At 69.7% G+C, this 26495-nt stretch carries 23 protein-coding genes; 12 read left to right on the top strand and 11 right to left on the bottom strand.

The window, feature by feature from the left end; translation table 11 throughout:
• The first annotated feature begins 140 nt into the window (after positions 1-140).
• Positions 141-1121, top strand: a complete 981-nt coding sequence (locus WS61_RS28375; RefSeq protein ID WP_059505455.1) for an aldo/keto reductase — start codon at positions 141-143, stop codon at positions 1119-1121.
• A 21-nt stretch (positions 1122-1142) separates the two neighbouring features.
• Here WS61_RS28375 and WS61_RS28370 read toward each other — a convergent pair whose 3' ends face one another.
• The 4 genes from WS61_RS28370 to WS61_RS28355 all read right to left on the bottom strand — a co-directional run bounded on the left by WS61_RS28370 (position 1143) and on the right by WS61_RS28355 (position 5205).
• A complete protein-coding gene (locus WS61_RS28370) occupies positions 1143-2009 on the bottom strand; it encodes a CPBP family intramembrane glutamic endopeptidase (protein ID WP_059505528.1) in 867 nt (288 codons plus the stop codon).
• Between the two features lie 85 nt (positions 2010-2094).
• On the bottom strand, positions 2095-2751 hold the full coding sequence (locus tag WS61_RS28365) for a VC0807 family protein (protein ID WP_059505526.1): 657 nt from the start codon (positions 2749-2751) through the stop codon (positions 2095-2097).
• A gap of 291 nt (positions 2752-3042) precedes the next feature.
• On the bottom strand, positions 3043-4107 hold the full coding sequence (locus WS61_RS28360) for a 2,3-butanediol dehydrogenase (RefSeq protein WP_059505454.1): 1065 nt from the start codon (positions 4105-4107) through the stop codon (positions 3043-3045).
• Between the two features lie 357 nt (positions 4108-4464).
• Complete coding sequence (locus WS61_RS28355) at positions 4465-5205, bottom strand: GNAT family N-acetyltransferase (protein WP_059505452.1); 741 nt, start codon at positions 5203-5205, stop codon at positions 4465-4467.
• Between the two features lie 207 nt (positions 5206-5412).
• Here WS61_RS28355 and WS61_RS28350 point away from each other — a divergent pair, with 207 nt between their 5' ends.
• Positions 5413-6624: a CynX/NimT family MFS transporter gene (locus WS61_RS28350; RefSeq protein WP_059505524.1), complete on the top strand. Its 1212-nt coding sequence runs from the start codon at positions 5413-5415 to the stop codon at positions 6622-6624.
• A gap of 44 nt (positions 6625-6668) precedes the next feature.
• The gene (locus tag WS61_RS28345) at positions 6669-7157 is read left to right on the top strand and encodes a DUF3331 domain-containing protein (protein ID WP_059505450.1); all 489 of its coding nucleotides are present in this window, start codon (positions 6669-6671) and stop codon (positions 7155-7157) included.
• A 23-nt stretch (positions 7158-7180) separates the two neighbouring features.
• On the opposite strand, the gene WS61_RS28340 is transcribed toward WS61_RS28345, so the two are convergent.
• Positions 7181-8383 carry a GNAT family N-acetyltransferase gene (locus WS61_RS28340; protein WP_059505448.1) on the bottom strand — a complete coding sequence of 401 codons (1203 nt, stop codon included), beginning with the start codon at positions 8381-8383 and terminating at the stop codon, positions 7181-7183.
• A gap of 175 nt (positions 8384-8558) precedes the next feature.
• Here WS61_RS28340 and WS61_RS28335 point away from each other — a divergent pair, with 175 nt between their 5' ends.
• The 6 genes from WS61_RS28335 to WS61_RS28310 all read left to right on the top strand — a co-directional run bounded on the left by WS61_RS28335 (position 8559) and on the right by WS61_RS28310 (position 16372).
• Entirely contained in the window at positions 8559-10037 is a 1479-nt protein-coding gene (locus WS61_RS28335; protein ID WP_059505446.1) for a PLP-dependent aminotransferase family protein, read from the top strand.
• A 491-nt stretch (positions 10038-10528) separates the two neighbouring features.
• The gene (locus WS61_RS28330; protein ID WP_059505444.1) at positions 10529-11368 is read left to right on the top strand and encodes a CPBP family intramembrane glutamic endopeptidase; all 840 of its coding nucleotides are present in this window, start codon (positions 10529-10531) and stop codon (positions 11366-11368) included.
• A 50-nt stretch (positions 11369-11418) separates the two neighbouring features.
• Positions 11419-12324 (top strand): hypothetical protein, encoded by a 906-nt coding sequence (locus tag WS61_RS28325; RefSeq protein WP_059505442.1) that lies wholly within the window; start codon positions 11419-11421, stop codon positions 12322-12324.
• Positions 12325-12679: 355 nt separating this feature from the next.
• Positions 12680-14266, top strand: a complete 1587-nt coding sequence (locus tag WS61_RS28320; RefSeq protein WP_179949718.1) for a trypsin-like peptidase domain-containing protein — start codon at positions 12680-12682, stop codon at positions 14264-14266.
• Positions 14267-14494: 228 nt separating this feature from the next.
• Positions 14495-15706 (top strand): MFS transporter, encoded by a 1212-nt coding sequence (locus tag WS61_RS28315; protein ID WP_059505438.1) that lies wholly within the window; start codon positions 14495-14497, stop codon positions 15704-15706.
• Between the two features lie 126 nt (positions 15707-15832).
• The gene (locus tag WS61_RS28310; protein WP_059505523.1) at positions 15833-16372 is read left to right on the top strand and encodes a DUF4303 domain-containing protein; all 540 of its coding nucleotides are present in this window, start codon (positions 15833-15835) and stop codon (positions 16370-16372) included.
• A 54-nt stretch (positions 16373-16426) separates the two neighbouring features.
• Here WS61_RS28310 and WS61_RS28305 read toward each other — a convergent pair whose 3' ends face one another.
• The 6 genes from WS61_RS28305 to cobA all read right to left on the bottom strand — a co-directional run bounded on the left by WS61_RS28305 (position 16427) and on the right by cobA (position 21532).
• Positions 16427-17125, bottom strand: coding sequence for a fumarylacetoacetate hydrolase family protein (locus WS61_RS28305; protein WP_034204722.1), 699 nt, complete (start codon positions 17123-17125; stop codon positions 16427-16429).
• 118 nt (positions 17126-17243) lie between these two features.
• A complete protein-coding gene (locus WS61_RS28300) occupies positions 17244-18185 on the bottom strand; it encodes a helix-turn-helix transcriptional regulator (protein ID WP_059505437.1) in 942 nt (313 codons plus the stop codon).
• A gap of 80 nt (positions 18186-18265) precedes the next feature.
• Positions 18266-18865 (bottom strand): uracil-DNA glycosylase family protein, encoded by a 600-nt coding sequence (locus WS61_RS28295; protein WP_059505434.1) that lies wholly within the window; start codon positions 18863-18865, stop codon positions 18266-18268.
• A 130-nt stretch (positions 18866-18995) separates the two neighbouring features.
• A complete protein-coding gene (locus tag WS61_RS28290; protein WP_059505433.1) occupies positions 18996-20048 on the bottom strand; it encodes a CmpA/NrtA family ABC transporter substrate-binding protein in 1053 nt (350 codons plus the stop codon).
• 5 nt (positions 20049-20053) lie between these two features.
• Positions 20054-20650: an ANTAR domain-containing response regulator gene (locus tag WS61_RS28285; RefSeq protein ID WP_059505431.1), complete on the bottom strand. Its 597-nt coding sequence runs from the start codon at positions 20648-20650 to the stop codon at positions 20054-20056.
• A 120-nt stretch (positions 20651-20770) separates the two neighbouring features.
• A complete protein-coding gene (gene cobA, locus WS61_RS28280) occupies positions 20771-21532 on the bottom strand; it encodes a uroporphyrinogen-III C-methyltransferase (RefSeq protein ID WP_059505429.1) in 762 nt (253 codons plus the stop codon).
• A gap of 661 nt (positions 21533-22193) precedes the next feature.
• On the opposite strand from cobA, the gene WS61_RS28275 reads away from it, so the two are divergent.
• From WS61_RS28275 to nirD, 3 genes are read left to right on the top strand one after another with little or no spacing between them, the layout of a single operon-like run.
• Positions 22194-23519: an MFS transporter gene (locus WS61_RS28275; protein WP_059505427.1), complete on the top strand. Its 1326-nt coding sequence runs from the start codon at positions 22194-22196 to the stop codon at positions 23517-23519.
• A gap of 21 nt (positions 23520-23540) precedes the next feature.
• Positions 23541-26111, top strand: a complete 2571-nt coding sequence (nirB, locus tag WS61_RS28270) for a nitrite reductase large subunit NirB (protein WP_059505425.1) — start codon at positions 23541-23543, stop codon at positions 26109-26111.
• 38 nt (positions 26112-26149) lie between these two features.
• Entirely contained in the window at positions 26150-26494 is a 345-nt protein-coding gene (gene nirD, locus WS61_RS28265; protein WP_059505423.1) for a nitrite reductase small subunit NirD, read from the top strand.
• Position 26495: the final 1 nt, after the last annotated feature.

The raw sequence follows: 26495 nt of genomic DNA, 5'->3' as shown, positions 1-26495 counted from the left end.
TTCCGGTTCGTCTTCCTTTCACGCAGCCTGCATGCGGCGCGCGGTCGTACGTGTTCGCGGCATGCGGGATACCATGCGACGTCTGGCGGATGCGCGGCGCGCATCCGGCCGCAAACCCGACTCGAATGGAGAGGCGTGCAATGGAATACGTGAAATTCGGATCGACCGGGCTGGACGTGTCGAAGCTGGTGCTGGGCTGCATGACGTTCGGCGAGCCGTCGCGCGGTACGCACCCGTGGACGCTGCCGGAAGCGGAAAGCCGCCCGATCATCCAGCGGGCGGTCGAGGCCGGCATCAACTTCTTCGACACCGCGAACATGTATTCGGACGGGACGTCCGAGGAGATCGTCGGCCGCGCGCTGCGCGATTTCACGAAGCGCGACGAGGTCGTGATCGCGACGAAGGTGTTCTACCGGATGCGGCCGGGGCCGAACGGCGCCGGCCTGTCGCGCAAGGCGATCATGACCGACATCGACCAGAGCCTGAAGCGGCTCGGCACCGACTACGTCGATCTCTACCAGATTCACCGCTGGGACTACGGCACGCCGATCGAGGAGACGCTCGAGGCGCTGCACGACGTCGTGAAGGCCGGCAAGGCGCGCTATATCGGCGCGTCGTCGATGTTCGCGTGGCAGTTCGCGAAGGCGCTGCATACGTCGAAGCAGAACGGCTGGACCCGCTTCGTCAGCATGCAGAACCACCTGAACCTGCTGTATCGGGAAGAGGAGCGCGAAATGCTGCCGCTGTGCGAGGACGAAGGCATCGCGGTGATTCCGTGGAGCCCGCTCGCACGCGGGCGCCTGACGCGCAACTGGGACGAAACGTCGGAACGGCAGCAGAAGGACGATGTCGGCCAGCGGCTGTACGACGCGACGGTCGACGCCGACAAGGCGGTCGTCGAGGCCGTCGCCGCGATCGCCGCCGCGCGCAACGTGCCGCGGGCGCAGGTCGCGCTGGCGTGGGTGGCGCACAAGCGCGGCGTGACCGCGCCGATCGTCGGTATCTCGAAGCCGCAGCAACTGGACGATGCGCTCGGCGCGCTCGCGCTGAAGCTGACCGCGGACGAGATCGCCGCGCTCGAACGCCCGTACGTGCCGCACGCGGTGGCCGGGTTCAACTGAGCGGCCGCGCGGGCGCCGCGATCAGCGCGCGGCGGCGAGCATCGGGTAGGTGAACAGGCCGAAGTGGACGACGTTCAGCCCCGCATGCGCGAGCGCGGCGGCGAGCAGGCCGCCGCGCCGCCACGCGAGCCCGTAGCCGACGCCGGCCACCGTGCCGAGGACGATCCATTGCCAGCCGGCGGCCGCGTGCGCGGCGCCGAACAGCACCGCGCCTGCCGCGAGTGCGACCCACGGGCCCCACGAGCAGGCGCGGAACACGCGGGTCAGGCCGCCTTGCACGTAGCCGCGGAACAGCGCTTCCTCGGCGAGTGTCACCAGCAACAGGTTGTTCACGAGCCACAGCCAGCCGGACGGCGGCCACTTGGGCGCCCAGCCGACCATCCAGAACGCGAGCGCGCCGGCCAGGCACGCGGCGGCCGTGGCGACGGCCGCCACCGCACCGGTGCGCAGCGCGCGCAACGGCGCGACGTCGGGAGCCACCCACGGCAGCGCCCACACCAGCCACAAGCCGACGAGCGGCTTGTCGAAATTCAGGTACATCGTGAACGGCACGGCGTCCGGCGTGAAGCGGGTCGGGCCGATCACGCGCGGATTGTGGAAGCCGGGAAGCAGGTGCAGGCTCAGCGCGATCGCGAGCGCGGCAAAGACGAGGTGCGCGGCGATGCGCACCGCGAGCGGGCGCTCGGGCAACACGCCCCAGCCGGCCGCGATCAGCAGCGCGAACGGCGCCAGCGTGATCGGCGCGAGTTGGCCGAACGCCAGGGCGCCCGCATAGCCCAGCACGGCGAGGCCGATGCTCAGGCCGTGCAGCGGGCGATGCCACGCGAATGCGGCGGCCGCGAACAGGGCGAGCCAGATCGTGGCACACGGAAGGAGCGAAAGGGACATGACGGGAAACGGATGGGCGGACGAGACGCCGCGCATCATACAGCAGGTGCGGTGACACGCCGCCGCACGGCCGGGCAGCCGCGTGTCAGCGGCCGGCGGTTTCGGTGACGCCGCCGGCGCCCGGGATGTCGACGCTGTTGCGCACGCGCATGCGCCGCCGGTACCAGAACGTCCACAGCAGCAGGCAGCCGAACACCGTGTAGCCCATGACCGGCGACACGACCAGCACGCGCTCGACCGGCCAGCTGACGACCATCCACCAGCGCAGCAGCATCTCGAGCGTCATGATGGCGCCCCACACGAACGTCATCAGCCGCAGCATCTGGCGCAGGCCCGGCTGCGCGTCCCAGACGGCTTCGAAGTGGGCGGCGCCGCCGTCCATCTCGCGGGCCACGGTCGCGCGGGCCAGATAGAAGATCAGCGGGCGTTCGCGGAACAGCGACAGCAGGAACACGACGCCGATCGTGCCCGAACCGATCGATTCGCGCATCAGCAGCGTGCGCGGACTGCCGCCGAACGCCATCCCGACGATCGACAGCGTGATGCCGAGCAGCACGATGGCCGCCACCGCGTCGACGCGGCGGGAGCGGATGAATTCGACGATCGACCAGACGATCGGCGGAACTGCCGATGCGTACAGCGCGCCGGTTTCGCCGAAATACGGATGCGCGACCCGGTAGGCCACCCAAGGCAGCACGAGGTTGACGAAGAGTTCGAGAATCAGGCCGGCTCGCGGTTTCACGGTGCGCCATTCCACGCAGGTCGGGGCGAACGCGCGAAACGCGTGGTTGCCCCCGGTTGCCCGAAAAGGGTTCGGTCCAGTATATCGAAGAATCGCGCCGAGTTAGCGATTGCGAATGTTGCTGCATGCCGCATCCGGATGGAGCTCGACATGGCGGCCGCTTCGGACGAGGCGATAGCGGGAAGGGCGGCGCCGCGCAGGCGCGCCGCTCCCGCCGCACGTGCGACGCTCGGCGGCGGGGCGGGCAGGCAGCCTGCGCGGCCTCCATCGATGCCGCGGCCGCGCGTACGGTCAGGAGACGGCCGGCCGGACGATGATCTTCACGTTGCGGTCCTTGTGGTTGACCAGTTCCTCGAAGCCGTGCGCGACGATGTCGCCGAGCGCGATGCGCCCGGTGATGAGCGGCTGCACGTCGATGCGGCCGTCCGCGATGAAGCGGATCACGTCCGCGAATTCGCCGTTGTACGCGAGCGAGCCGATCACTTCCTTCTCGGTCGACACGATGTCGAAGAAGTTGAACGGCGTCGGTTCCTCGAAGATGCCGACCATCACCGACTTGCCGGCCTTGCGGATCACGTCGATCGCGAGCTTCGCGGTGGCCGTGTGCCCGATGCATTCGAACGACACGTCGGCACCGTAGCCGCCCGTCAGCGCCCTGACTTCGGCGATCGCATCGGACGTCTTCGGATCGACGACGACGCTCGCGCCGACCTCCAGCGCCTTCCGCTTGCGCGCGGCCGACATCTCCAGCGCGATCACGCGCCCGGCGCCCGCGGCCTTCGCACACATGATCGTGCACAGGCCGATCGTGCCTGCGCCGACCACGACGACGGTCTGTCCGACGATGTTGCCGGCCTTCTTCACCGCATGCAGCCCGACCGCAAGCGGTTCGATCAGCGCGCCGGCCTCGGTCGGGAAATCGTCGGGCAGCTTGTACAGCAGTTCGGCCGGCACGTTCACGTATTCGGCGAACGCGCCGTTGTTCATCAGCCCGGTGAACGCGAGGTTCTCGCAGATGTTGTACATCCCGTGCCGGCAATACCAGCAGGTGCCGCAATGCTGGCACGCGTCGGCCGTCACGCGGTCGCCGACCGCGAAGCCCGACACGCCCGCGCCGAGTTCGGCGATCTCGCCGCTGAACTCGTGACCGAGGATGCATTGGCCCTTCAGGCCGGTCAGCGGATGCGGCGCGTCGACCGGGATGAACACCGGCCCGGCGACGTATTCGTGCAGATCGGAGCCGCAGATGCCGCACCAGTGCACGCGGATCGTGACCCAGCCCGCGGGCGGGCGCTCCGGAACGGGAACCGCTTCGACGCGGATGTCGTGGCGGCCATGCCAGACGGCGGCCTTCATGCTGGGGGGCGTGATCGGTGCGGGTGTACTCACGTTGCTGTCTCCGTCGGGTTGTCGTCGGGCGCGCGGCAACGCTGCCGGTGTGCCCGTCGCGCGATTGCGCGATCGACCGGTATGCAGGAACGGGGCCAGCGTGAATCGGGGCGGTACGGGGCGGTCGAAAGGCGGCGTTGGATGCGTTGCACCATGTCGCTCTATGCCGACCGGCCGGGATTCGGAAGGAATGGTGCGTCGGATTTGCTGCGATAGCGCAACATCGGATCCGCTGAGACGCCGGGACGTTCGTCTCAGCGCGATGAGACGAAGCGCGAGACGGACGGTGGCGAACGGTGACGGACGATGCGGTTCGATTCGCGGTCAGGCGACGACTTCGTCCACGGCGACGGTCGCGAGCGGCGTGAATCCGGCGGCGCGGTACAGCAGCTGGCCGGCTTCGGTCGATATGAGCCACACGCGGTGCGCTCCCCGGTGCCGTGCGTGGGCGACGATCGCGGCGAGCAGTTGCGTCGCGAGGCCTCGGCGGCGGTATGTGTCCGCCGTCGCGACGCGATCGACGACGATATCGTGCGGCGACGCGAAGCCGTAGCGCGCGGTGGCCGCGATCTGCCCGTCGAGCCGGTGCGCGAACAGGAACGCGGCCGGATTCGGGTGGAACGGCGGGAAGGCCCCGCTGGCGTTGAACGCGTCGATCGCGTCCGGCGTGTCGCAGGCGAGCGCTTGCGCGAGCGCGTCGTCGCCCGACAGACGGTCGATATCGGCGGCCATGAAGTGCTCGTCGGTCAGCCGGCGCGTCCTGCCGTGCAGCGCGGACGGCAGCGGCACTGCGCCATAGCGCGTGATCCACGCACCGACGACAAACGGGCCGGCGCCGGACCCGGGCGCCCCCTCGATCATGAAATGCTCGAAAGGCCGGCCCATCGCGTCGTCGAACTGCACGACATGGCCGTCCGGGCCGTCGTGCAGCGGCGCATCGCGCCGGTCGCGCGCAGCGCAGTACCCGGCGATGAACGTGCGCACGGCGGCCTTGCGGCGGGGGAAGGCGGACCAGGCTTCGTCGAGCGGGAACAGCGTGGCCGGTGCAGGGGAGGCGGTCGGCATTCGGGCGGGCATTGTCGGAGCGAAGCCGACAGCTTAGCCGAGGATGCCGTCGCTTGCCGTGCCAGCCATTGTCACGATCACCGAAACGAATCGTTGCACGCGTTACCCCTTTACTTGAAGTTAACTTCAATTTGTATCATGGGCGCCGGTCCGATTGCGGCCGCGCGAGACATCCCGTTGCACGCGGCCGCCTCAACGGAGGTGACGATGACCGAATCGCCTGTCGCGGCCGAGGCCGCCACGCTGCCGTCGCGCAGCTACCGGGCCGCCATCGCGAACGTCGTGCTGGCGAGCATCGTGTCGGCGCTGCACGTCGGCAAGGCGACGATCGCGTTGCCGTCGCTGCAGCACGAGTTCGGCGGCTCGCTCGCGTCGCTGAGCGGGATCATGTCGGTGTTTCCGTTCGTCGGCGTGTTCGGCGGGATCGCCGCCGGGCTGCTGGTGCGGCGCTGGGGCGACCGGCGACTGCTGGTGACGGGCCTCTTCATCCTCGGCCTGTCGAGCATCGTCGGCGCATGCGCGGGCAGCTTCGCGCTGCTGCTGGCCACGCGCTTCGCGGAAGGGCTCGGGTTCGTGATCGTGGTGGTTGCCGCGCCCGCCGTGCTGAACCGCGTGACGCCGCCCGAGCGGCGCAATCTCGCGTTCGGCCTGTGGAGCACCTTCATGCCGGCCGGCATGGCGCTGTCGATGCTGGTCGGGCCGCTGCTCGGCGGCTGGCGCAACGGCTGGCTCGCGGCCGCGGCGCTGACGCTCGTCGCCGCCGCCGCCGTGCCGGTCACGACGTCGGCCGACGCACCGTCGCGGCAGGCCGCGGCGGCACCCGTCGGGCCCGCGCTGCGCACCGTGCTCGCGGCGCGCTCGACCACGCTCCTCGCACTCGGTTTCGCGACCTACAACGTGCAGTTCTTCGCGGTGATGACGTTCCTGCCGGTGTTCCTGATGCAGCGTCTCGGCGTTGCCGTCGGCGCGGCCGGGCTGATCAGTGCGGCGATCGTCGCTGCATGCGTGATCGGCAACCTGACGGCCGGCTGGTTGCTGTCGCGCGGGGCGCGCCCGGGGCGCGTGATGGCCGCGACGTCGGTCGCGATCGGCGCGGCGGGCGCGGGCCTCTTCAGCGCGGCGACGCCCGCACCGCTCGCGGTCGCGCTCGGGTTCGCGTTCTCGGCCATGGCCGGGATGCTACCCGCGACGATTCTCGCGTGCGCGCCGGGTTCCGCACCGTCGCCGTCGCTGGCGCCGCTCAGCATCGGCTGGGTCGTGCAGGGCAACTATCTCGGCCAGGTGATCGGGCCGCTGACGATCGGCGCGATCGTCGGGGCATTCGGCTGGTCGGGCGGCGTCGGGCTGATGCTCGCGGCCGCCGTCGCCGGCGCGGCGATCGGCCTGTGCCTGCTGCGCGAACCGATAGGCCGGCGCTGAGTGCGGCGCCGGCGTCTTTCAACCTGCACGGAAATCCGTCAAGCATGCTCAACATCATGGAAAGCCCGATCTGCGAGGAAGACCTGTCGTGCGACGTGCCCGCGTCCGCGCTCGGCGAAGACGATCCGATGCCGTCGCGCGGCGGCGTGGTCGCGCATTCGCTCGCGACGATCGGGCGTGCGCCGATTCCGGAGCATGCGACGGCCGCGGCGTCGCCGTTGCGCCCGCAACTGTTCGTCACGGTGCTGGAGGCGGGGCACGACGGACTGCTGGTGCGATGGGTCGAGAGCGGCCGGTGTCATTACGGCGAACAGCGCTGGCGCTTGCGCGTCGCGTTGCAGCCCGGTCGCTGCGCGCTCTCGGGGCAGCCGATCGAGCCCGGCGAACCGGTGTTCCGGCCGGTACGGCGGCCCGTGCCGGCCAATGGCGACGAGATGATCCGCCCGGCAGCGGTGCCCGGCATGGCCGATGCGACGCGCGACGGCGTGCCGGAGGACGGCGGCGCCCGCCATCCGGCCGATGTCCATGGCTGAACGTCGGCCGGCCGCGGGCGACGTTACTTCTTCAGATCGTGCCGGTACTGGATGAAACCGGCGTTGTTCGCGAGCTTGTCGTACAGCGCGCGTGCGGTCGTGTTGGTCTCGTGCGTGAGCCAGTACACGCGGCTCGCGCCGGCTTCGCGGGCCCGTTCGTACACGGCCTCGATCAGTGCGCCGCCCGCGCCTTGCCCGCGCGCGTCGGGCGCCGTGTACAGATCCTGCAGGTAGCAGTACGGCCCTTCGGTCCAGCACGAGCGGTGGTAGATCGCGTGCACGATCCCGACCAGCGCACCCGACGCGTCGAACGCACCGAGCACGAACATCGGCTCGGCCGGATCCATCAGGCGCGCCCACGTCGTCGCGAACACGGCGTCGCTCAGCGCGGTGTCGTAGAACTTCTGGTAACCCTGCCACAGTGGACGCCACGCGGCTTCGTCGGCGGCGACGAGCGGGCGCACCGTGACGCGCGTTGCGTCGTTCGCGCGGCCGGCGGCGTCGCGCGCTCCGGCCTGCGCGTGGCGAATCGCGGCGAGCGACTGTCGCTGTTCGCCTTGCGCGTCGAAGTTCTCCGGTGCGAGCCATGCGTCGAATGCGGCGCGGACATCCGGCCATTCGCCGTCGATGATCGAGAACCACGCGGTGTCGCGATTGCGGCCGCGGTAGACGATCGCCTGCCGGAACGTGCCTTCGTAGCGGAACCCGAGCCGGGCGGCCGCCTTGCGCGACGGCGCGTTCAGGTCGTCGCACTTCCATTCGTAGCGACGGTAGCCGAGCGTGTCGAACGCATACTTCATCAGCAGGAACTGCGCTTCGGTCGACACCGGCGTGCGCTTGAGCAGCGGCGAGAACGTGACGGAACCGACCTCGATCACACCGTTGGCCGGATCGATGCGCATCAGCGCGAGCGTGCCGACCGCGCGGCCCGTGGCGCGGTCGATCACCGTGTAGTGCAGCGGATCGGTGCTCGCCTGCGCGCCGCGCGCGTAATCGCGGTAGCTGGACTCGTCGGCGTACGGGCCGTGCGCCAGATAGGTCCAGTCGCTGCCGTCGGGCGCCTGGGCGTAGGCGGCGTACAGGTCGGCCGCGTGGCGCTCGGCGTCGAGCGGTTCGAGCCGGCAGTAGCGGCCTTCGAGCGCGATGCGCTCGGGGCGCGGACGCGCGGACCAGTCGGGAACGGGGTGGCCGATGGGCTGCTGGAAAGCGTTGGTGAGCGTGGGCAAGGTCGATCTCGCTTCGGTTGGCGGCCGGCGACATGCCGGCGTGCAGACGATCGTAGTCCTGGCGAGGTACCATGAGAAGCGCCAGCGAACGGCAAATTTATGGTGCCACGATCGGTGGCATGTCAGCCGTGCGCCGCTCACCGTACGTTCGACCTTTTCACGTTGCGATGTCCCGATGACGACTGCCTTTCCTTCCGGTGGCGCGCCGTTGCTGCCGCTCGATGCGCCGCTGGCGCGCACGCCGGGCGCACCTTCGCTGCAGCGCCAGTTGCTGCGCCGCGTGCGTGACGCGATTCTCGGCGGCGCGATGCCGGCCGGCACGCGGCTGCCCGGCACGCGCGCGCTGGCCGAAACGCTCGGCGTGTCGCGCAATACGACGGCCGCCGTGTACGAGCAGCTCGTCGCCGAAGGCTTCCTGCAGTCGGACCGTCGCGGCACGCGGGTCGTCGGGCTGTCGCGGCCGGCGCCGCCGCGCCGGCGTGCCGCGCCGCCGACCGTCGCGCAGCGGCTCGGCCGGATTCGCGCGAGCCTCGTCGGCGCCGGCGAATCGGAGGGCTTTCGGCCGGGCGTGCCAGCGCTGTCGCATTTCCCGGTGGACGCGTGGCGGCACGCGATCGACCGCGCGTTGCGCCGCGCCGGCCGCGACCTGCTGGCGTACGGCGATCCGCTCGGCGAGCCCGCGTTGCGCGAATCGATCGCGCGCCACCTGGCCGTCACGCGCGGCGTACGCTGCGATCCCGAGCAGATCGTGATCACGGAGGGCGCGCAGGGGGCGATCGCGCTGTGCGCGCAGTTGCTGACGAATCCGGGCGATACGGTGTGGGTCGAGGAGCCCGGCTATCGTGGCGCGCGCACCGCGATGCAGGCGGCCGACCTCGACGTCGTGCCGATGCCGGTCGACGCGGAAGGGCTGCGCGCGGAACCGGACGACTGGCGCGAGCGACCGCCGCGCCTCGTCTACACGACGCCGTCGAACCAGTTCCCGACCGGCGCCGTGCTGTCGATCTCGCGCCGGCTCGCGCTGATCGATGCGGCGCGCCGCCATCGCGCGTGGATCATCGAGGACGACTACGACAGCGAATTCCGTCACACCGGCGAGCCGATCGGCGCGATGCATGGGCTCGCGCCCGATTCGCCGGTCGTCTATCTCGGCTCGTTCAGCAAGACGATGTTTCCGGCGCTGCGGATCGGCTTTCTCGTGCTGCCCGACGCGTTGCTGGCCGCCGTGCGGCCGGCGTTGCCGGAGATGCTGCGCGGCGGGACGCGCCATGTGCAGCTCGCGCTGGCCGATTTCATCGAGACGGGCGAGTACGGCCGGCATCTCGGGCGGATGCGCAGGCTGTATCGCGACCGGCGGCGTTTGCTGCTCGCCGCGCTCGACAGCAGCCTGAGCGTGCCGCACCAGGTCGAGGGCGGCCCGTGCGGGCTGCATCTCGCGTTACGGCTGCCGGCGCGTTATCGCGATCGCGCGATCGTCGAAGCGGCGCGCGCGCATGGCATCGGCCCGTTTCCGCTGTCGGGTTTCGCGATCGATGTGGAGCGGGCCCGCAACGGGCTCGTGCTCGGTTTCGGCAATACGCCGGCCGATGCGTTCGAGCCGATGTTACGGATGGTGTCGACGATCGCGGAGCAGGTGGCCGCGGGTGGCGCGTGACGGTATGGTTGCGCGATTCCGACTTCCCGCCACTCGATCGTGATTACCGCCCGCGCGGCGCTTACGGGATGGTCTCCGTGACAATCGACAAGGAATTCGCCGCGCGTTACCGGTGCGTCAGGTAATCGGTGCTTTAAAAATATTGAAACGCCGGGCAGGCCGAAAATCGCTAAATATTTTAAAAGATCGGCCGATATCTCGATATTAACGACGGCTGATTGCGCAGTCCGATTCGCGCGTTTTGTCTTTTCGATCGTAAAGAATGGTCAATGGCGCTTGCCATGATTCGTGCCATGAGCGACGATCCCTCTCCGTAACAAACGGTTACTTTCCCGCGATGGCTGGATGGGGGAGGACAAAGGCCCGGCAGGCCGCAATGAGTCACGGTCGTCGTGTGCTCCGATAAATAACAATGCCGATCGGACGAGATCGGCTGCAGGCATCCGGGCGCGATTACCGCGTATGCCGCCTGCTAAATCGTGTAAATCCAGATGAAATCCGATTCAAGCTCTTATTGCTTCCCGAATCTGCTCGAAGCGTTTTTTATCGTCGTCGTGCTGAACATGGTCGAGTATTTGATGAACTCGATCATCTGGTCGGCCGGCCGCAGCGCCGGGCTGCAGACGATGGCAATCGCCAGCATCGGGCGGGTGCTCGCGAATGGTCTCGTATTTACGGTGCTGCTCCATCACGGCAAATTGACCTACCGCAGCTTGCTGCACGACAGCGTCGATTCCTGGCGAACGACGATCGGGCGATTTTTCGCGCCCATCGTGCTGATTACACCGGCATTGCTCGTGGCGATGAGCGTGCTCGAAGTCGGCGTCGGGCAATTTTTCCCGTGGACCGGAACCCGGGACGAAGCCCGCGAGGTTTATGTGAATGGCGGGCTCGGCCTGATCGTATTGACCTGCGCGATTGCGCCGCTACTCGAGGAGATGCTGTTTCGCGGCGTGATGCTGCGCAGCTTCTTGCGACAGTATCCGGAGGGAACGGCCATCGCCCACTCGGCCGCGGTATTCGGTCTTGCGCATTTGAACGTGTATCAGTTCGCGCTCGCATTCGGACTCGGTTTGCTGATCGGAAAGCTGTATGCGGTCACCCGATCGCTGCTGCCGGGGATGTTGATTCATGCCTGCTACAACACGGCCGTGGTGCTCGTCGCGCTGAAATCGCCGTTCGTCCTCACCCGCGAGAGCCTGCTCGAGATCTGGCCGACTTCCTGGTGGTTCGGCGCGCTCGTGGCGGGTGGCGTCGGCGCATGGTGGCTGGTCAAGGCGGTGGATGCGCAGCGAATGGTGCCGGCGCGTCCGGCAAACGACAACGTGTGAAACGAGCGCACACGGTGATGGGTTTCTACAACGAGAAAACGAGGTGAAGCATGCGGGGCAAGCAAATCTGTCTGGTGGGTCTGGCGAGTACGGTACTGATGTTGACGGCATGTGGCGGCGGCGATGACGGCGGCGCCGCCAATACCGGAAGCAGCGCGTCGAACAACGATACAACGGGAACGCCGACGGTCACGTCGCCCGCCGCGCCGGCGCCGGGCGCGTCGCCCCAGCCTGCCGTCCAGATGGCTTGCCGACCGAACGGCAACTTCAGCTATTCGGGTGCTGCGTCGCCGGTCGCGACGAGCAACGGCCAACTGGCGGTGCTCGTGGTGCCGAATTTGCCGAGCGATTACGCGAAGAACCGCAACATGACGGCGGCCAATGTGCCGGCGACGAGCCTGGTTCAGCAGGGAAGCGGTGCGTTTACGACGCTTGCGTCGTCGGCGGCGGCAACCGACTGCCTCGGGCTCGACCATGGGGCCGTGACCGACATCCAGGGCGTTGGCACCGATGTGGCGATCGGCCGGTGGAATCGCGCGATGGACACCGACGGCAATACGTATACCGATACGCAGGGCGTGCACTACGCGGTCGGCACGCCGCTGTCGTTGCCCGCCACGGGCGGCCCGCTTTCGTGTACCCAGGTGATGGCCGATACGGTGGCGAGCAACAACGGCAACACGAGCGGTGCGCTCGTGTCGAGTTCGGCCACGCTGGATCCGGTCACGCGCATGCTCACCACGCTGAACCTGTCGATCGAGCTGGACGGCGCGCAATACGGGCTGACGTACACGCAGGTGCCGTTGAACGGCGTGCTGAAGACCACCGGGCCTGCGACGATTCAGTCGATCGTCGTCGGACATGACGCGGCTCAGCCGCTGGTGGCCGTCGGTTACACGGCGGCGTTGCCGAACACGCAAGGCGTCGGCGGGGTGGCGGTGTTGTCGTGCCACTGACCGGAGCCGGTGCCGGCTCGTCGATGGACGGGGGCCGATGACGGACCGTTTGCGGCGTGCGGGCCACCTGTCTGCGATGCGCGACAGGTGGCATGTCCGGCCGCAGACTGCGACGATGGCACTGGCACTGACGTCCGCACCGATGCGTGGTGGATGTTCGGATTGACGAACCGCGCGCTTTGTTCGAAACGAACGCCGTCGCGGTTCCGCCGCCACGGCACCTCCCGGCATACGGGTTTCGATTCGTATGTTCCCCCCGGCGCGTAGGCTATAAATGGTTGGGTGTACCGGTGCTTGTCGGGCGCCTGCGCGTCTCGCGCACGGTGGCGTCGCGACTGCCCGGGGGAGGTGCACCGTGGTTTGCCAGACGCTTGCTCGCGCCGTGCTTCGCACCGCGTTGATCGGGGGCGTGTTTGCCGGATGTTTGCCGCCGCCCGCCGCCGTTGCCGGCACCCTCGCACCGCACGCCGCACCGCCGGCGACGAAGGCGCGGCCACCCGCCGCGCCTTACGCGATGCCGGTCGATTTCCCGGCGATCGTCGAGCGCTACGGCCCAGCGGTCGTGACCATCCTGGCCGCCACACCCGATCCGCAAACCGGCGGGCCGGCCTTTGCCATCCTCGATCCCGACGATCCGCTCGCCGCGTTCTTCCGCCATGGCGCACCGCCGCCCGCACAGGGGCCGCAGGCGCCGGCACCCGATATCGCGCCGCGCGCGGTGTCCGGCAGCGGCTCGGGCTTCATCGTGAGCGCCGATGGACTGATCCTCACGTCCGCCCATGTGGTCGACGAGGCGACCGACGTGACGGTGCGGCTCGTCGACCGCCGCGAATTCAAGGCGACGGTGCTCGCCGTCGATCCGCAAAGCGATGTGGCCGTGCTGCGCGTCGACGCGACGAAGCTGCCGTTCGTGCACATCGGCGATTCGTCGAAAGTTCGCGCGGGCGAACCGGTGATGACGATCGGCGCGCCGGACGGGTCGGGCAACACGGTCACGGCCGGCATCGTCAGCGCGACGTCGCGCCGGCTGCCGGACGGCAGCGCATTCCCGTTCTTCGAGACCGACATCGCACCGAACCCGGACAACTCGGGCGGCCCCGTGTTCAATCGCGCGGGCGACGTGATCGGCATCGCGGTGCAGGTCTATACCGGCGCCGACCGCTACGCGAGCACGACCTTCGCCATCCCGATCGCTTTCGCGGCAAAGGCGCGTGCCCAGTTGCGCGCGCAACAACAGGCGCAGATGCAGGCGCAGCAGCCTCAGGCGCCCGCGCCGGGCGCGCCGTCCGCCAATGCGTTCGGCGTCGACGTGCAGGACGTCGGCGTCGGTCTGGCCGCGGCGTTCGGGCTGCCGCGCCCGGCCGGCGCGCTCGTCAACGGCGTCGAGCCCGGCTCGCCGGGCGCCGCGGCCGGCCTGAAGCCCGGCGACGTGATCGTGAAGATGGGCGACACGGCCATCGGTCGCTCGGCCGAACTGAACGACCTGGCCGCCGCGCTGCCGCCCGGCGGGAAGGCGCCGCTGCGCGTGATTCGCAACCGTGCGCCGATGACGCTGACGATCACAGGCGCCGACGAGGCGGGCGGGACCGCGGCGGCGACGATCGGCATGGTCGCACCGAAGGCCGCCGCGCGGCCGCGGCCGGGTACCGGCGGCGCAGGCGACAGCGGCGACCACGGCGACCGTCTCGGACTGACGATGCACGCGTTGAGCGACGACGAGCGCCGTTCGACGGGGCTCGCGGTCGGGATGATGGTGGACGCGGCGCACGGCCCGGCCGCGCGCGCAGGCATCCAGCCGGGCGACGTCGTGCTCGAGCTCAACGACACGCTGCTCGAGACGCCGGACGACGTGCAGACGCTCGAAGCGAACGGCGGCAGCGTGATCGCCGTGCTGATCCAGCGCAACAACGCGCGGAAGTTCGTCTCGGTGCGCACGCGGTAGGGCGTTGACGCGGGGGCGCTCGTCCACCTAACATCGTCCGGTATCGCTGGCGGTCCGCCACGCATTCAGGAGCCATTCGGCATGAAAACGGCTTGCTTCATCGTAGTAGTCCACAGGCGCAGGGTCCGGTAGCGGCACCGCGCCGGCACCCATGCGCCCCCGACTCGTTCGGGGGCTTTTTTTTGTGTTGCGCGCGGCCATGCGGCCCGTGCGCGGGAGGGCATCCGCTTGGCATCGAACCTGTCGACCGCTTCCGACCCGGCGTCGCCGCGACATGCGACGTTGATCCTGCTGTGCGCGTTGTCAGTGCTGCCGCTGAGCCTGTTCCTGCCGTCGCTGCCGGCGATCGTGCGCGACCTGCACACCGACTATGCGCTCGTCGCGCTGTCGCTCGGCGGGTATGCGGTGGTGGCCGCGTCGCTCGAATGCGTGACGGGGCCGCTGTCCGACCGGTTCGGGCGGCGCCCGGTCGTGCTGACGAGCGTCGCGATATTCGCGCTCGGTTCGCTCGGTTGCGCGATGGCGACCGATATCCGCGTGTTTCTCGGTTGCCGGCTGATGCAGGCGGCGATCACGTCGGTTTATCCCGTGTCGATGGCAGCGATCCGCGACGCCGGCGGCGGCGCGCGCGCGGCGAGCCGGATCGGCTATGCGGCGATGGCCGCCGCGTTCGCGCCGATGCTCGGCCCGACGCTCGGCGGCGCGCTCGACCAGACGGCCGGCTGGCGCGCGAGCTTCTGGCTGCTGGCCGCAGTCGGCATCGCGCTGTTCGCCTGGTGTGCGCTCGATCTCGTCGAAACCCATACGCGCCGGCCGTCGAGCTTCGGGCAGCAGTTTCGCGCGTATCCGGCGCTGCTGCGTGCGCGCCGTTTCTGGGCCTATGCGCTGTGCATGGCGTTTTCGACGGGTGCGTTCCATGCGTTTCTGGCCGGCGCGCCGCTCGCCGCGAAAACGCTGTTCGGCATCGCGCCGGCGGAGATCGGCTTCTACATGGGGACGATCACGGCCGGGTTCGTGTGCGGAAGCTTCGTGGCCGCGCGGGTTGCGCACCGCCTTGCGCCGGCCACGACGATCCTGTGCGGGCGGGTCGTGGCGTGTGCAGGCCCGCTGATCGGCCTCGTGCTCGTGTTCGGCGGCGCGACGCACGCGCTCGCGTGGTTCGGGCCGTGCGTGCTGGTCGGCATCGGCAATGGACTGAGCAATCCCGACGCCCATGCGGGCGCGGTGTCGGTGCGGCCGGAACTGGCGGGCAGCGCGTCGGGGCTCGCCGGCGCGATGACGATCGGCGGCGGCGCCGCGCTGTCGTCGCTGACGGGCGCGCTGCTGACCTCCGCCAACGCGGGCTACCTGCCGCTCGCGACGATGCTGCTGTCGGCGGCGCTCGCGCTGGCGGCCGCCGTGTGCGTGCGGGCGTTCGACGCGCAGGACGCCGGGCGGTGAGCGCGGGTGCGCCCCGGTACCGGCGGGCGGCCGAATGACGGACAATCCGCCGCATGCCGGGAGACGATGCACGATCCGCGCGCTGCGTGTCCCGACGAGCACGAAGGGCGACTGGACGAGGATGCGATGAGCGACTTTTCTGATTTCCAGCGGGACATTGCCGATGCCGCGAGGGCGACCTTCCGGGCGCTGCGGGCGTTGCACCCGGACGAGCATTTCTACGCGTTTGCGTTGTACACCGACAGCGGCGCGATGACGGTGGCGCCGGCAGCCAATTCGGTCGAAGGGCTGCGCCGGATCTGTGCGCAGCAGGCGGTGGCGGACGACGATCCGCGGTTCGTGTGGGGTGTTTCCGAATGGGCGTACGCGGCGGCCGAGGCGTCGCCGTTCAACGCGATCTGCGGCAGGCTGGCCGACGAAGTGCTGAGCCCGCAGTTCGTCCGGTCGCGATTCGCCGAATTTTCGCGGCAACTGCACGCCGACATGATCGAGGCATTGCGCCTGCTCGATCGCGACGGCGTATTCGGCACGGGCGACGACCGGGCGGCCATCACGCTGTTCGTGTCGATCGGCGACGACGACGCAGCCGAGGCGCTGGAAAACGCATCGGCGAAAGCGCTGAATCCGCCGGCCGTCGCCGACGCCTTCCTGCGCCGGTACGCTTGACCGGCATCGGGGTATCGTGGGCGGCCCGGGCAGGCGGCCGCCCCGCAAGCGCCGTTACGGCTTCGCGCCGACCACGAATTCGAACGTCGCGATGCCGTCGACGCCGCCCGTCACGCGGTCGCCCGGCTGCAGCGCGCCCACGCCTGCCGGCGTGCCGGTGAAGATCAGGTCGCCGGCCTTCAGTTCGACCGAGCGCGACACGTACGCGATGACGTCGGGCACGGCCCAGATCATGTCGGCGAGGTCGCCTTGCTGGCGCGTGTCGCCGTTGACCGCGAGCCAGATGCGGCCGGCGGCCGGATGGCCGGTGGCCGTCGCCGCGCGCAGCGCGGTCACGGGGCCCGATGCGTCGAAACCCTTCGCCCAGTCCCACGGGCGGCTCAGTTTCTTCGCTTCGGCCTGCAGGTCGCGGCGCGTGAGATCGACGCCGACGCCGTAGCCCCACACGTGCGACAGCGCGTCGGCCGGATCGATCGAGCGGCCGTCCTTGCCGATCGCGACGACCAGTTCGATTTCGTGATGGAGATCGTTCGTCAGCGGCGGATAGGCGACCGTGCCGCTGGCCGGGACGATCGCGTCGGCCGGTTTCGTGAAGAAGAACGGCGGTTCGCGGTCGGGGTCGGCGCCCATTTCGCGGGCGTGATCGGCGTAGTTGCGGCCGACGCAGAATACGCGGCGCACCGGAAAGCGCGCGGACGACTGGTCGACTTCGACGGAAGGACGCTCGGCGGCGTCGATGACATAGGCGGACATCGGATGGCCCTCGTTCGGCAGGAAGACGGATGGCCGGCGCACCGCGCCGGCATGCGTGCAACGATACCCGACGCGCGTGCGCCCGGATGCGACGCAACTACGTTTTACCGGGACAAAACTACGCGTCGGCGGTGCCCGGCGCATCGTCGCCGTCGGGCAACGCGGCGTTCGCGTCGCGATAGGCCTTCGGCGATACGCCGACCCGCGCGCGGAAGCGCCGCGCGAAATACCCTTCGTCGCGGAATCCAACCGAGCGTGCGATGTCCGCGATGCGCCGGCTGGTATGGGCCAGCAGCGACTGCGCCAGCGCGATCCGGCGCTCGGTCACGAGATCGGTGAAGGTGCTGCCGGTTTCCTTGCGGACCAGGTGCGCGAGGTAGTTCGGGGAGAGGAACGCGGCTTCGGCGGTCGCGGCGAGCGTCAGGTCCTCGCGGGTCAGGTTCGCACGCACGTGGCGCAGCACGCGGGCCAGCGCGTCGCGCCGGCCGGCGCGCTGGGCGCCGCGCTGCGCGAGCTTGTCGAGCGCGCCCGCGTACTGCGTGCAGACGAGCCCGATCAGTTGCAGTAGGTAGCCGCGCAGCAACGTGGTCGAGCCGAAGGTGCGCACGCGGTCGGCGTCGAGCATGCACAGCGCGAGGCGGCGCGCTTCGTCGTACGTGTCGCCGGTCAGGATGAAATCGAGGTGCTCCTGGAAGCGGAACGGCGTCAGTTCGGGGAAGCGGTGCGCGGGCACGTCCTCGAGATCGAGCGGATCGACGTCGAGATCGGCGCGCAGGAACGCCTGGCTGAAGTTGATCACGATGAAGTGCGCGCCTTCCGGATGCGGTATCAGGTGCTCGCGGTGCGGCAGCACGAACGCGAGCGCGCCGCGCGGAAACGGCCGCGTGACGCCGCCGATGCGCTGCTCGGTGTCGCCGCCGAGGTTGAACTGGATCTGGAAATACGCGTGCCGGTGCGGCTCGGTGATCGCCTGGCGCGACGCCTGGTCGCGGATGTAGAAATCGAGCCGGTCGCTGCGTTCGGGCATCCCGTACAGGCGCGGCGGGGCGGTGGAGGGCATGAAGGATTCTGCTGTTCGTGACGCGGTTGAGCCGCGATGGTACAGCGAACCGGGCGCGACGGGGACGGGCGCGTGCGCGGTCAGCCCGCCACGAGCGGCGCGACCCGGCGCCGCAGCTCGGGCACGACCTCGGCGTCGAACCACGGATGGTGCTTGAACCATGCCTGGTTGCGCGGCGACGGATGCGGCAGCGGCAGGATCGCGGGCCCGTAGTCGCGCCACGCGTGGACGGTGTCGGTCAGCGTCGCCTTGCGCGTGCCGTGCAGGAAATGCCGCTGCGCGTACTGGCCGATCAGCAGCGTGAGCCGGATCGACGGCAGTTCGGCCACCAGCCGGTCGATCCACAGTTGCGCGCATTCGGGGCGCGGCGGGTTGTCGCCGCTCGCGCCGCGGCCCGGGTAGCAGAAGCCCATCGGCACGATCGCGAAGCGCGTCTCGTCGTAGAACGTGTCGGGCTCGACGCCGAGCCAGTCGCCCAGCCGCTTGCCGCTCGCGTCGTCCCACGGGATGCCGCTCGCATGGACGCGTGCGCCCGGCGCCTGGCCGACGATCAGGATGCGCGCGTCGCGATGCGCGCGCACGACCGGGCGCGGGCCGAGCGGCAGGTCGTTTTCGCACGCACGGCACGCGCGGATTTCGGTGAGCAGCACGTCGAGCGGCTCGCGCGTTCGTTTCGGCATCGATTCGGATCGGGGACGGAGTGGCGAGGCGGTGTCGCGCGACCGGCACGAGCGGCACGAGCGGCACGAGCGGGCACCGGCCGGGCACCCCGGCCCGGCAGCACACGTCGGCTGCACCGCGCGGCGCGCGTCACGCCCGCGACGGGCCCGCTGCGCCGCCTTCGGCGACCGCAGCATCATACAACGCGGTCTGCGCGATCGCCGCGGCGATGCCTGCGTCGTCGTGCGCGCCGTCGAGCATGCCCCAGCGTCGGTATTGCGACAGGAACCACTGGCCCTCGCGCGGATCGGGCCGGTTCACCGCGCCGCCGTCGTGGAAGCGGATCGGCAGCGGCGGCGTGGCGAACGGCCCCGCGCCGTAGTCGCCGAGCAGGCGCGGCGCGATCAGCCGGGCCGGCACGCCGAGCGCGTCGGGCGACGCAAGCCAGTCGGCCGCCTCGCGGCGGTGCGCGGCGCTGTCGAGCCACGCGCATGCATCGACGAGCGTGCGGATCAGCGCGCGTGCGGTGGCCGGATACAGCGCGACGAAGTCGCGCCGGGTCGCCAGCACCTTCTCCGGATGATCGGGCCAGATCTCGCTCGTGACGGCAACGGTCCGGCCCGCGCCGCATGCTTCGGCGACCGCATGCCACGGTTCGCCCGCGCAGAAGCCGTCGAGCTCGCCGCCCGCGAGCGCGGCGACCATCTCGGGCGGCGGAATCACGACGCTGCGCACGTCGCGCAGCGGATCGACGTCGTGCGACGCGAGCCACGCGTTCAGCCACATCGCGTGCGTGCCGGTCGGGAAGGTCTGCGCGAGCAGCGGCTTGCGGCCGAGCGTCGCGAAGGCGGTGCGCACGCTCGCGGTTTGGCGGTACGCGTCGGCGAGGCCGCGCGACAACGTGATCGCCTGGCCGTTGCGGTTCAGCACCATCAGCGCGGCCATGTCGGCCTGCGGGCCGCCGATGCCGAGCTGCAGCCCGCAGACGAGCCCGTACAGCGCATGCGCGGCGTCGAGCTCGCCGCTGAGCAGCTTGTCGCGCACGGCCGCCCACGACGGCTGGCGGCTCGGTTCGAGCGTGAGGCCGTGGCGCGCGCCGAGGTTCAGGCGCTGCGCGACGATCAGCGGGGCCGCATCGCTGAGCGCGACGAACCCGAGGCGAAGATGTGCGCGTTCCGGCGCGGCGGGAGGAGATGTATTCATTGCACTCATGACTGGGGTGACGCGTCGAGCAGTTGTCGCGCGACGTCGACGATGCGCATGCCCTGATCCATCGCGCGCTTGCGCAGCGCCGCATACGCGTCGTGTTCGGACAGCTTGCGCTGGTCCATCAGCACGCGTTTCGCGCGATCGATCAGCTTGCGCTCCGCGAGTTCGCGCTCGACGTCGGCCAGCCGGCGGCGCAGCGCGTCGTCGTGCGAGAACCGTGCGAGCGCGACTTCGAGAATCGGCGCGAGGCGCTCGGCCGACAACCCTTCGACGAGATACGCACTGACGCCCGCGCCGACCGCCGCGCGGATCAGTTCCTGGTCGGCGTCGTGACTGAACATCAGCACGGGGCGCGGCGCGGTCGCATGCATGACCGCGAGTTGCTCGAGCGTGTCGCGCGACGGCGAATCGGTATCGATGATCACGACGTCGGGGCGTTGCTCCTCGACGGCCACCGGCAGGCGCGCGGGCGTCGCGACGTCGTTCAGCATCTCGTAGCCGAGGCGCGAAAGCGCGTCGCCGAGTTCGCCGATCGGCTTGTCGGTATCGGTGACGAGCAGCACGCGCAGGCGGGCGGGCAGGGCAGGCGAACTCATGTGGCGGGCAACAGGGGCAGTGACGCGTCGGTGCAAGGGGCGAACGATGTAGTCGGGCCGCACGCGCGGCCGGCGGCGAAGGAAACGGGGAGCGGCCGAAGCCGCGCGATGCCGCGCACGTCAGGCGGCCCGCGCAAGCGCCGCGCCGGTTGCCGCGTCCGCGCTCTGGGCGGCCGCTACGCCGATCGCGCCGCCGACGAGGATCACGGCCGGGCTGCCGAGCCGCGCGGCTTCGATGCCGCCCGCGAGCGTGCCGAGCGTGCCGGTCCAGCGGCGCTCGTCGGGCGTGCCGGCCCATTGCACCGCCGCCGCCGGCGTCGACGCCGGGAGCACGGCGAGCAGGCCCGCCGCGATGCGGTCGACGCGGCTCATTCCCATGTAGATCGCGAGCGTGGTGCCGGTCGCCGCGAGCCGTGCCCAGTCGGGTTCGCCGTGGTCCTGGCGGTGCGCGGTGACGAACGTGACGCCCTGGCAGTGCTCGCGGTGCGTGAGCGAGATGCCGAGGCTCGCGGCGGCGGCGAATCCCGACGAGATGCCGTTGACGATCTCCACGGGAATCGCGGCCGCACGCAGCGTCGCGAGTTCTTCGCCGGCGCGCCCGAACAGCAGCGCGTCGCCGCCTTTCACGCGCACCACGTGCGCGCCGCGCAACGCGTGGCGGCGCATCAGCTTCTCGATGAACGCCTGCGGCGTGGAGCGGCAGCCGCCGCGCTTGCCGACGCGGATCACGCGCGCCTGCGGCGCGAGTTCGACGATGCCGGGCGCGACGAGATCGTCGAGCAGCAGCACGTCGGCGGCGGCCAGCGCCTTCACCGCCTTCAGCGTGAGGAGATCGGGATCGCCGGGGCCGGCGCCCAGCAGCGTGACTTTGCCTGTCGTCATGTCGTGTTCCTGTGCCGCATCGCATCCCTGCGGCGGTCTGATAACGCGTTGTTGCGCGGCGGCGGCGGGCGGTCGAAACGCACCGGCATCCGGCCGTGGCCGAGCGCGGAGGGACGCCGTTGTCCTGGAGGCTCGCGTGAAGCGCGAGCGGGGTTTTGCGGGGACTGCCCACCGGCGCCGTTGCCGGTGTGATGCACGGGGTTCAGCAATATCCGGGCCAACCGGCCCCATGCGTGGGCATCGCGTGCCGCGACGCACCGCGCGATGGCCGCGCGCATGCATGCCCTTGCCGCGCGCCGGCCGTCGCGATGCCGCATCGGCGTGCATCGCGCCCCGTCGGCGCGCACCGCAATGTCGCACGGTGACAGTGCTGCAGCGCACCACATCTGTGCCTCGCTGCATCGCGACGCATCGCGCGCCGCGTGCCGGAGCGCGGCGCATGTTGGCCGGCGAGCCTTGCGCGGCGGGGCTGCCGGCGCGATTCGGGCCGATATGGCATGGCGTTTGCATAAGCTGGTGCGAGCGGATCAACGGCGATTCGCCTGCAGTACCGATCAACAGAAGCGCCCGGCAACGGGCTTCATGGGCAACGGCGTCCTACGCATCGGGTCTCTCGACGAGACCGGGTGCGCAGGACGCCGTTTTTCGTTTGGCGGATGACATGACCGACAAAGCTACCCGTATCGATCTCTTCAGCCTCCGCACCGCGCCGATGCGCGCGTTCCATCTGACGTGGATGGCGTTCTTCATATGCTTCTTCGCGTGGTTCGCGTGCGCGCCGCTGATGCCGCTGATCGCGCGCGAATTCCATCTCACGGCGGCGCAAGTCGCGAACATCAACATCGCCGCGGTGGCCGCGACGATCGCGGTGCGGCTGCTGGTCGGCCCGATGTGCGACCGCTTCGGCCCGCGCCGCGTGTATGCCGGGCTGCTGCTGCTCGGCGCGATCCCCGTGTTCGCCGTGTCGTTCACGCACGATTACCTGTGGTTCCTGATCTGCCGGCTCGGCATCGGCGCGATCGGCGCGGGCTTCGTGATCACGCAGTACCACACGTCGGTGATGTTCGCGCCGAACGTGGTCGGCACCGCGAACGCGACGACGGCCGGCTGGGGCAATGCCGGCGCGGGCGCGACGCAGGCGCTGATGCCGCTGCTCGTCGCCGCCGGCCTGATGCTCGGCTTCGGCGAGGGTTCGTCGTGGCGCATCGCGCTGATCGTGCCTGGCGTGGCGATGCTCGCGATGGCGTGGGCGTACTGGCGCTTCACGCAGGACTGCCCGCAAGGCGATTTCGTCGCGCTGCGCAAGCAGGGCGTGACGGTCGACAGCGGCAAGAAGGGCGGCTGGGCGAGCTTCTTCGCCGCCTGCGGCAACTACCGCGTGTGGATGCTGTTCGTCACGTACGGCGCCTGCTTCGGCGTCGAGGTGTTCATCCACAACATCGCCGCGCTGTACTACGTCGATCACTTCAAGCTGTCGCTGAAGGACGCCGGCTTCGCGGTCGGCCTGTTCGGCCTGCTCGCACTGTTCGCCCGCGCGCTCGGCGGCTGGCTGTCCGACAAGATCGCCGCCCGCCGCAGCCTCGACGTGCGCGCGATGCTGCTGTGCGCGTTGATCGTCGGCGAAGGGCTCGGGCTGATCTGGTTCTCGCATGCGCAAGGCATCGGCATCGCTCTCGTCGCGATGCTGACCTTCGGCCTCTTCACGCACATGGCGTGCGGTGCGACCTACGCGCTCGTGCCGTTCATCGACCGCAAGGCGCTCGGCGGCGTCGCGGGGATCGTCGGCGCGGGCGGCAACGTCGGCGCGGTCGCGGCGGCCTTCCTGCTGAAGGGCGTCGGCGACGTGCAGCACACGCTGAGCCTGCTTGGCCTCGCGGTCACCGCGACCGCATTGTGCGCGATGGCCGTGCGCTTCAGCGACGAACACAAGGCGCGCGAAGCCGAGCTGCGCGATCGCGCGCTGGCCGCCGCGAGCGCCGCGAACTGATCGACCGAAGGAACCGTCATCATGAAACTCATCGTCATCGGCCACGGCATGGTCGGCCACAAGCTCCTCGAATGCATCGCGGCGGAAGCCGGCACGGCCGGCGCGCTGCAGGTCACCGTGCTCGGCGAGGAACCGCGCCCGGCCTACGATCGCGTGCACCTGTCGGAATTCTTCGCGGGCAAGTCGGCGGACGACCTGTCGCTCGTCGAGCCCGGCTTCTTCGAGCGCCATCCGCAGTTCGACCTGCGCGTGAACGCGCAAGTCGCGTCGATCGACCGCGCCGCGCATACGGTCACGCTCGTGTCGGGCGAAACGCTCGCGTACGACAAGCTGGTGCTCGCCACGGGCTCGCGTCCGTTCGTGCCGCCGGTGCCGGGCCGCGATCGCGCGGGCTGCTTCGTGTACCGGACGATCGAGGATCTCGAAGCGATGCAGGCGTGCGGCGCGCACGCGAAGCGCGGCGTCGTGATCGGCGGCGGGCTGCTCGGCCTCGAATGCGCGAAGGCGCTGCGCGACATGGGGCTCGACACGCACGTGGTCGAATTCGCGCCGCGCCTGATGGCCGTGCAGGTCGACGACGGCGGCGGCCGGATGCTGCGTGCGAAGATCGAGGCGCTCGGCGTGACCGTGCATACCGGCAAGAACACGCTCGAAATCGTCGACGGCGACGAAGGCGCGCACCGGATGGCGTTCGCCGACGGCACGCATCTCGACACCGACATGATCGTGTTCTCGGCCGGCATCCGCGCGCGCGACGAACTGGCCCGCGCGTGCGGGCTCGACATCGGCCCGCGCGGCGGCGTCGCGATCGACGACGCATGCCGCACGAGCGATGCCGATATCTACGCGATCGGCGAATGCGCGGCCTGGAACGGGACGGTGTACGGCCTCGTCGCGCCCGGCTACGACATGGCGCGCGTGGTGGCGAAACAGCTCGGCGGCGCGGCCGACGCCGCCGCCGCTGCGTTCGCAGGCGCCGACATGAGCACGAAGCTGAAACTGATGGGCGTCGACGTCGCGAGCATCGGCGACGCGCACGGCACGACGGCCGGCAGCCGCACCTACCAGTATGCGGACGAGCGCCGCCAGGTCTACAAGAAGCTCGTGGTGTCCGACTGCGGCAAGTTCCTGCACGGCGCGGTGATGGTTGGCGATGCAGCCGAGTACGGCACGCTGCTGCAGATGATGCTGAACCGCATCGAGCTGCCCGAGTCGCCGGAATTCCTGATCCTGCCGTCGTCGGACGGCGCGGCGAAGCCCGCGATCGGCGTCGACGCGCTGCCCGCGGCCGCGCAGATCTGCTCGTGCAACAACGTGTCGAAGTCGCAGATCTGCGCGGCCGTGGCCGACGGCGCGACGAGCCTCGGCGCGCTGAAGACGTGCACCGGCGCCGGCACGTCGTGCGGCGGCTGCGTGCCGCTCGTCACGCAGATCATGAAGGCCGAGATGAAGAAGCAGGGCCTCGCGGTCAACAACCATCTGTGCGAGCACTTCGCGCATTCGCGCCAGGAGCTGTTCCACCTGATCCGCGTCGAGCGCATCACGACGTTCGACGAACTGCTGCGCAAGCACGGCCGCGGGCTCGGCTGCGACGTCTGCAAGCCGGCCGTCGCGGGCATCCTCGCGTCGTGTTTCAACGAGTTCGTGCTGAAGAAGGAGCACGCGGGGCTGCAGGATTCGAACGACTACTACCTCGCGAACATCCAGCGCGACGGCACGTATTCGGTGGTGCCGCGCATGCCGGGCGGCGAAGTCACGCCGGAAGGGCTGATTGCGGTCGGCCAGGTCGCGAAAAAATACGGCCTGTACACGAAGATCACGGGCGGCCAGCGCGTCGACCTGTTCGGCGCGCGCGTCGAGCAGTTGCCGTCGATCTGGGAGGAGCTGATCGCGGCCGGCTTCGAGTCGGGGCACGCGTACGGCAAGGCGCTGCGCACCGTGAAATCGTGCGTCGGGTCGACGTGGTGCCGCTACGGCGTCGACGATTCGGTCGGCCTCGCGATCGATCTGGAGAATCGCTATAAGGGGCTGCGCGCGCCGCACAAGATCAAGTTCGGCGTGTCCGGCTGCACGCGCGAGTGCGCGGAAGCGCAGGGCAAGGACGTCGGCGTCATCGCGACCGAGAAGGGCTGGAACCTGTACGTGTGCGGCAACGGCGGGATGAAGCCGCGCCACGCGGAACTGCTCGCGTCCGATCTCGATCGTGACACGCTGATCCGCTACATCGACCGCTTCCTGATGTTCTACGTGCGCACGGCCGACCGCCTGCAACGCACCAGCGTGTGGCGCGACAACCTCGAAGGCGGCCTCAACTACCTGATCGACGTCGTCGTGAACGACACGCTCGCGATCGCGGCCGAACTCGAAGCCGACATGCAGCACGTGATCGACACCTACGAGTGCGAATGGAAGCGGGCCGTCACCGATCCGGAAACGCGCAAGCGCTTCCGCCACTTCGTGAACAGCGACGCGCCGGACACGACCATCGAATTCGTCGAGACGCGCGGCCAGATCCGGCCCGCGACGCCCGGCGAACGCGCGGGCGGCAAGCCCGTGTCGATTCCCGTCGTCGCCGAACCCGCAACCGTTTGACCCTCGCCGACACCAGCGTCTTTTTCAAGGAGCCCATCATGAACGATCGTCTTCCGCTGTCCTGGACCCGCGTGTGCCCGCTCGACGACATCGTGCCGAACACCGGCGTGTGCGCGCTCGTCAACGGCGAGCAGGTCGCGGTGTTTCACGTCGCCCATCCCGACGGCGGCGTGTTCGCGATCGACAACGTCGACCCGGTGTCGCAGGCCGCCGTGATGTCGCGCGGGCTGATCGGCAGCCTCGGCGAGCGCATCGTGGTCGCATCGCCGCTGTACAAGCAGCACTTCGACCTGCGTACCGGCGAATGCCTGGAAGCGCCCGAGCAGTCGGTGAACGCGTATCCGTCGCGGGTCGAGGACGGCTTCGTGTGGATCGCGGCCTGAG

This window comes from Burkholderia sp. ABCPW 11, assembly GCF_001523445.1.
GTDB lineage: Bacteria > Pseudomonadota > Gammaproteobacteria > Burkholderiales > Burkholderiaceae > Burkholderia.
This window is presented reverse-complemented; position numbering and strand designations above follow the sequence as displayed.

Coding starts and splice junctions, on each gene's coding strand:
- WS61_RS28375 (WP_059505455.1), top strand. CDS start 141: ATGGAATACGTGAAATTCGGATCGACCGGGCTGGACGTGTCGAAGCTG.
- WS61_RS28370 (WP_059505528.1), bottom strand. CDS start 2,009: ATGTCCCTTTCGCTCCTTCCGTGTGCCACGATCTGGCTCGCCCTGTTC.
- WS61_RS28360 (WP_059505454.1), bottom strand. CDS start 4,107: ATGAAGGCCGCCGTCTGGCATGGCCGCCACGACATCCGCGTCGAAGCG.
- WS61_RS28355 (WP_059505452.1), bottom strand. CDS start 5,205: ATGCCGACCGCCTCCCCTGCACCGGCCACGCTGTTCCCGCTCGACGAA.
- WS61_RS28350 (WP_059505524.1), top strand. CDS start 5,413: ATGACCGAATCGCCTGTCGCGGCCGAGGCCGCCACGCTGCCGTCGCGC.
- WS61_RS28345 (WP_059505450.1), top strand. CDS start 6,669: ATGCTCAACATCATGGAAAGCCCGATCTGCGAGGAAGACCTGTCGTGC.
- WS61_RS28335 (WP_059505446.1), top strand. CDS start 8,559: ATGACGACTGCCTTTCCTTCCGGTGGCGCGCCGTTGCTGCCGCTCGAT.
- WS61_RS28330 (WP_059505444.1), top strand. CDS start 10,529: ATGAAATCCGATTCAAGCTCTTATTGCTTCCCGAATCTGCTCGAAGCG.
- WS61_RS28325 (WP_059505442.1), top strand. CDS start 11,419: ATGCGGGGCAAGCAAATCTGTCTGGTGGGTCTGGCGAGTACGGTACTG.
- WS61_RS28310 (WP_059505523.1), top strand. CDS start 15,833: ATGAGCGACTTTTCTGATTTCCAGCGGGACATTGCCGATGCCGCGAGG.
- WS61_RS28305 (WP_034204722.1), bottom strand. CDS start 17,125: ATGTCCGCCTATGTCATCGACGCCGCCGAGCGTCCTTCCGTCGAAGTC.
- WS61_RS28300 (WP_059505437.1), bottom strand. CDS start 18,185: ATGCCCTCCACCGCCCCGCCGCGCCTGTACGGGATGCCCGAACGCAGC.
- WS61_RS28295 (WP_059505434.1), bottom strand. CDS start 18,865: ATGCCGAAACGAACGCGCGAGCCGCTCGACGTGCTGCTCACCGAAATC.
- WS61_RS28290 (WP_059505433.1), bottom strand. CDS start 20,048: ATGAATACATCTCCTCCCGCCGCGCCGGAACGCGCACATCTTCGCCTC.
- WS61_RS28285 (WP_059505431.1), bottom strand. CDS start 20,650: ATGAGTTCGCCTGCCCTGCCCGCCCGCCTGCGCGTGCTGCTCGTCACC.
- cobA (WP_059505429.1), bottom strand. CDS start 21,532: ATGACGACAGGCAAAGTCACGCTGCTGGGCGCCGGCCCCGGCGATCCC.
- WS61_RS28275 (WP_059505427.1), top strand. CDS start 22,194: ATGACCGACAAAGCTACCCGTATCGATCTCTTCAGCCTCCGCACCGCG.
- nirB (WP_059505425.1), top strand. CDS start 23,541: ATGAAACTCATCGTCATCGGCCACGGCATGGTCGGCCACAAGCTCCTC.
- nirD (WP_059505423.1), top strand. CDS start 26,150: ATGAACGATCGTCTTCCGCTGTCCTGGACCCGCGTGTGCCCGCTCGAC.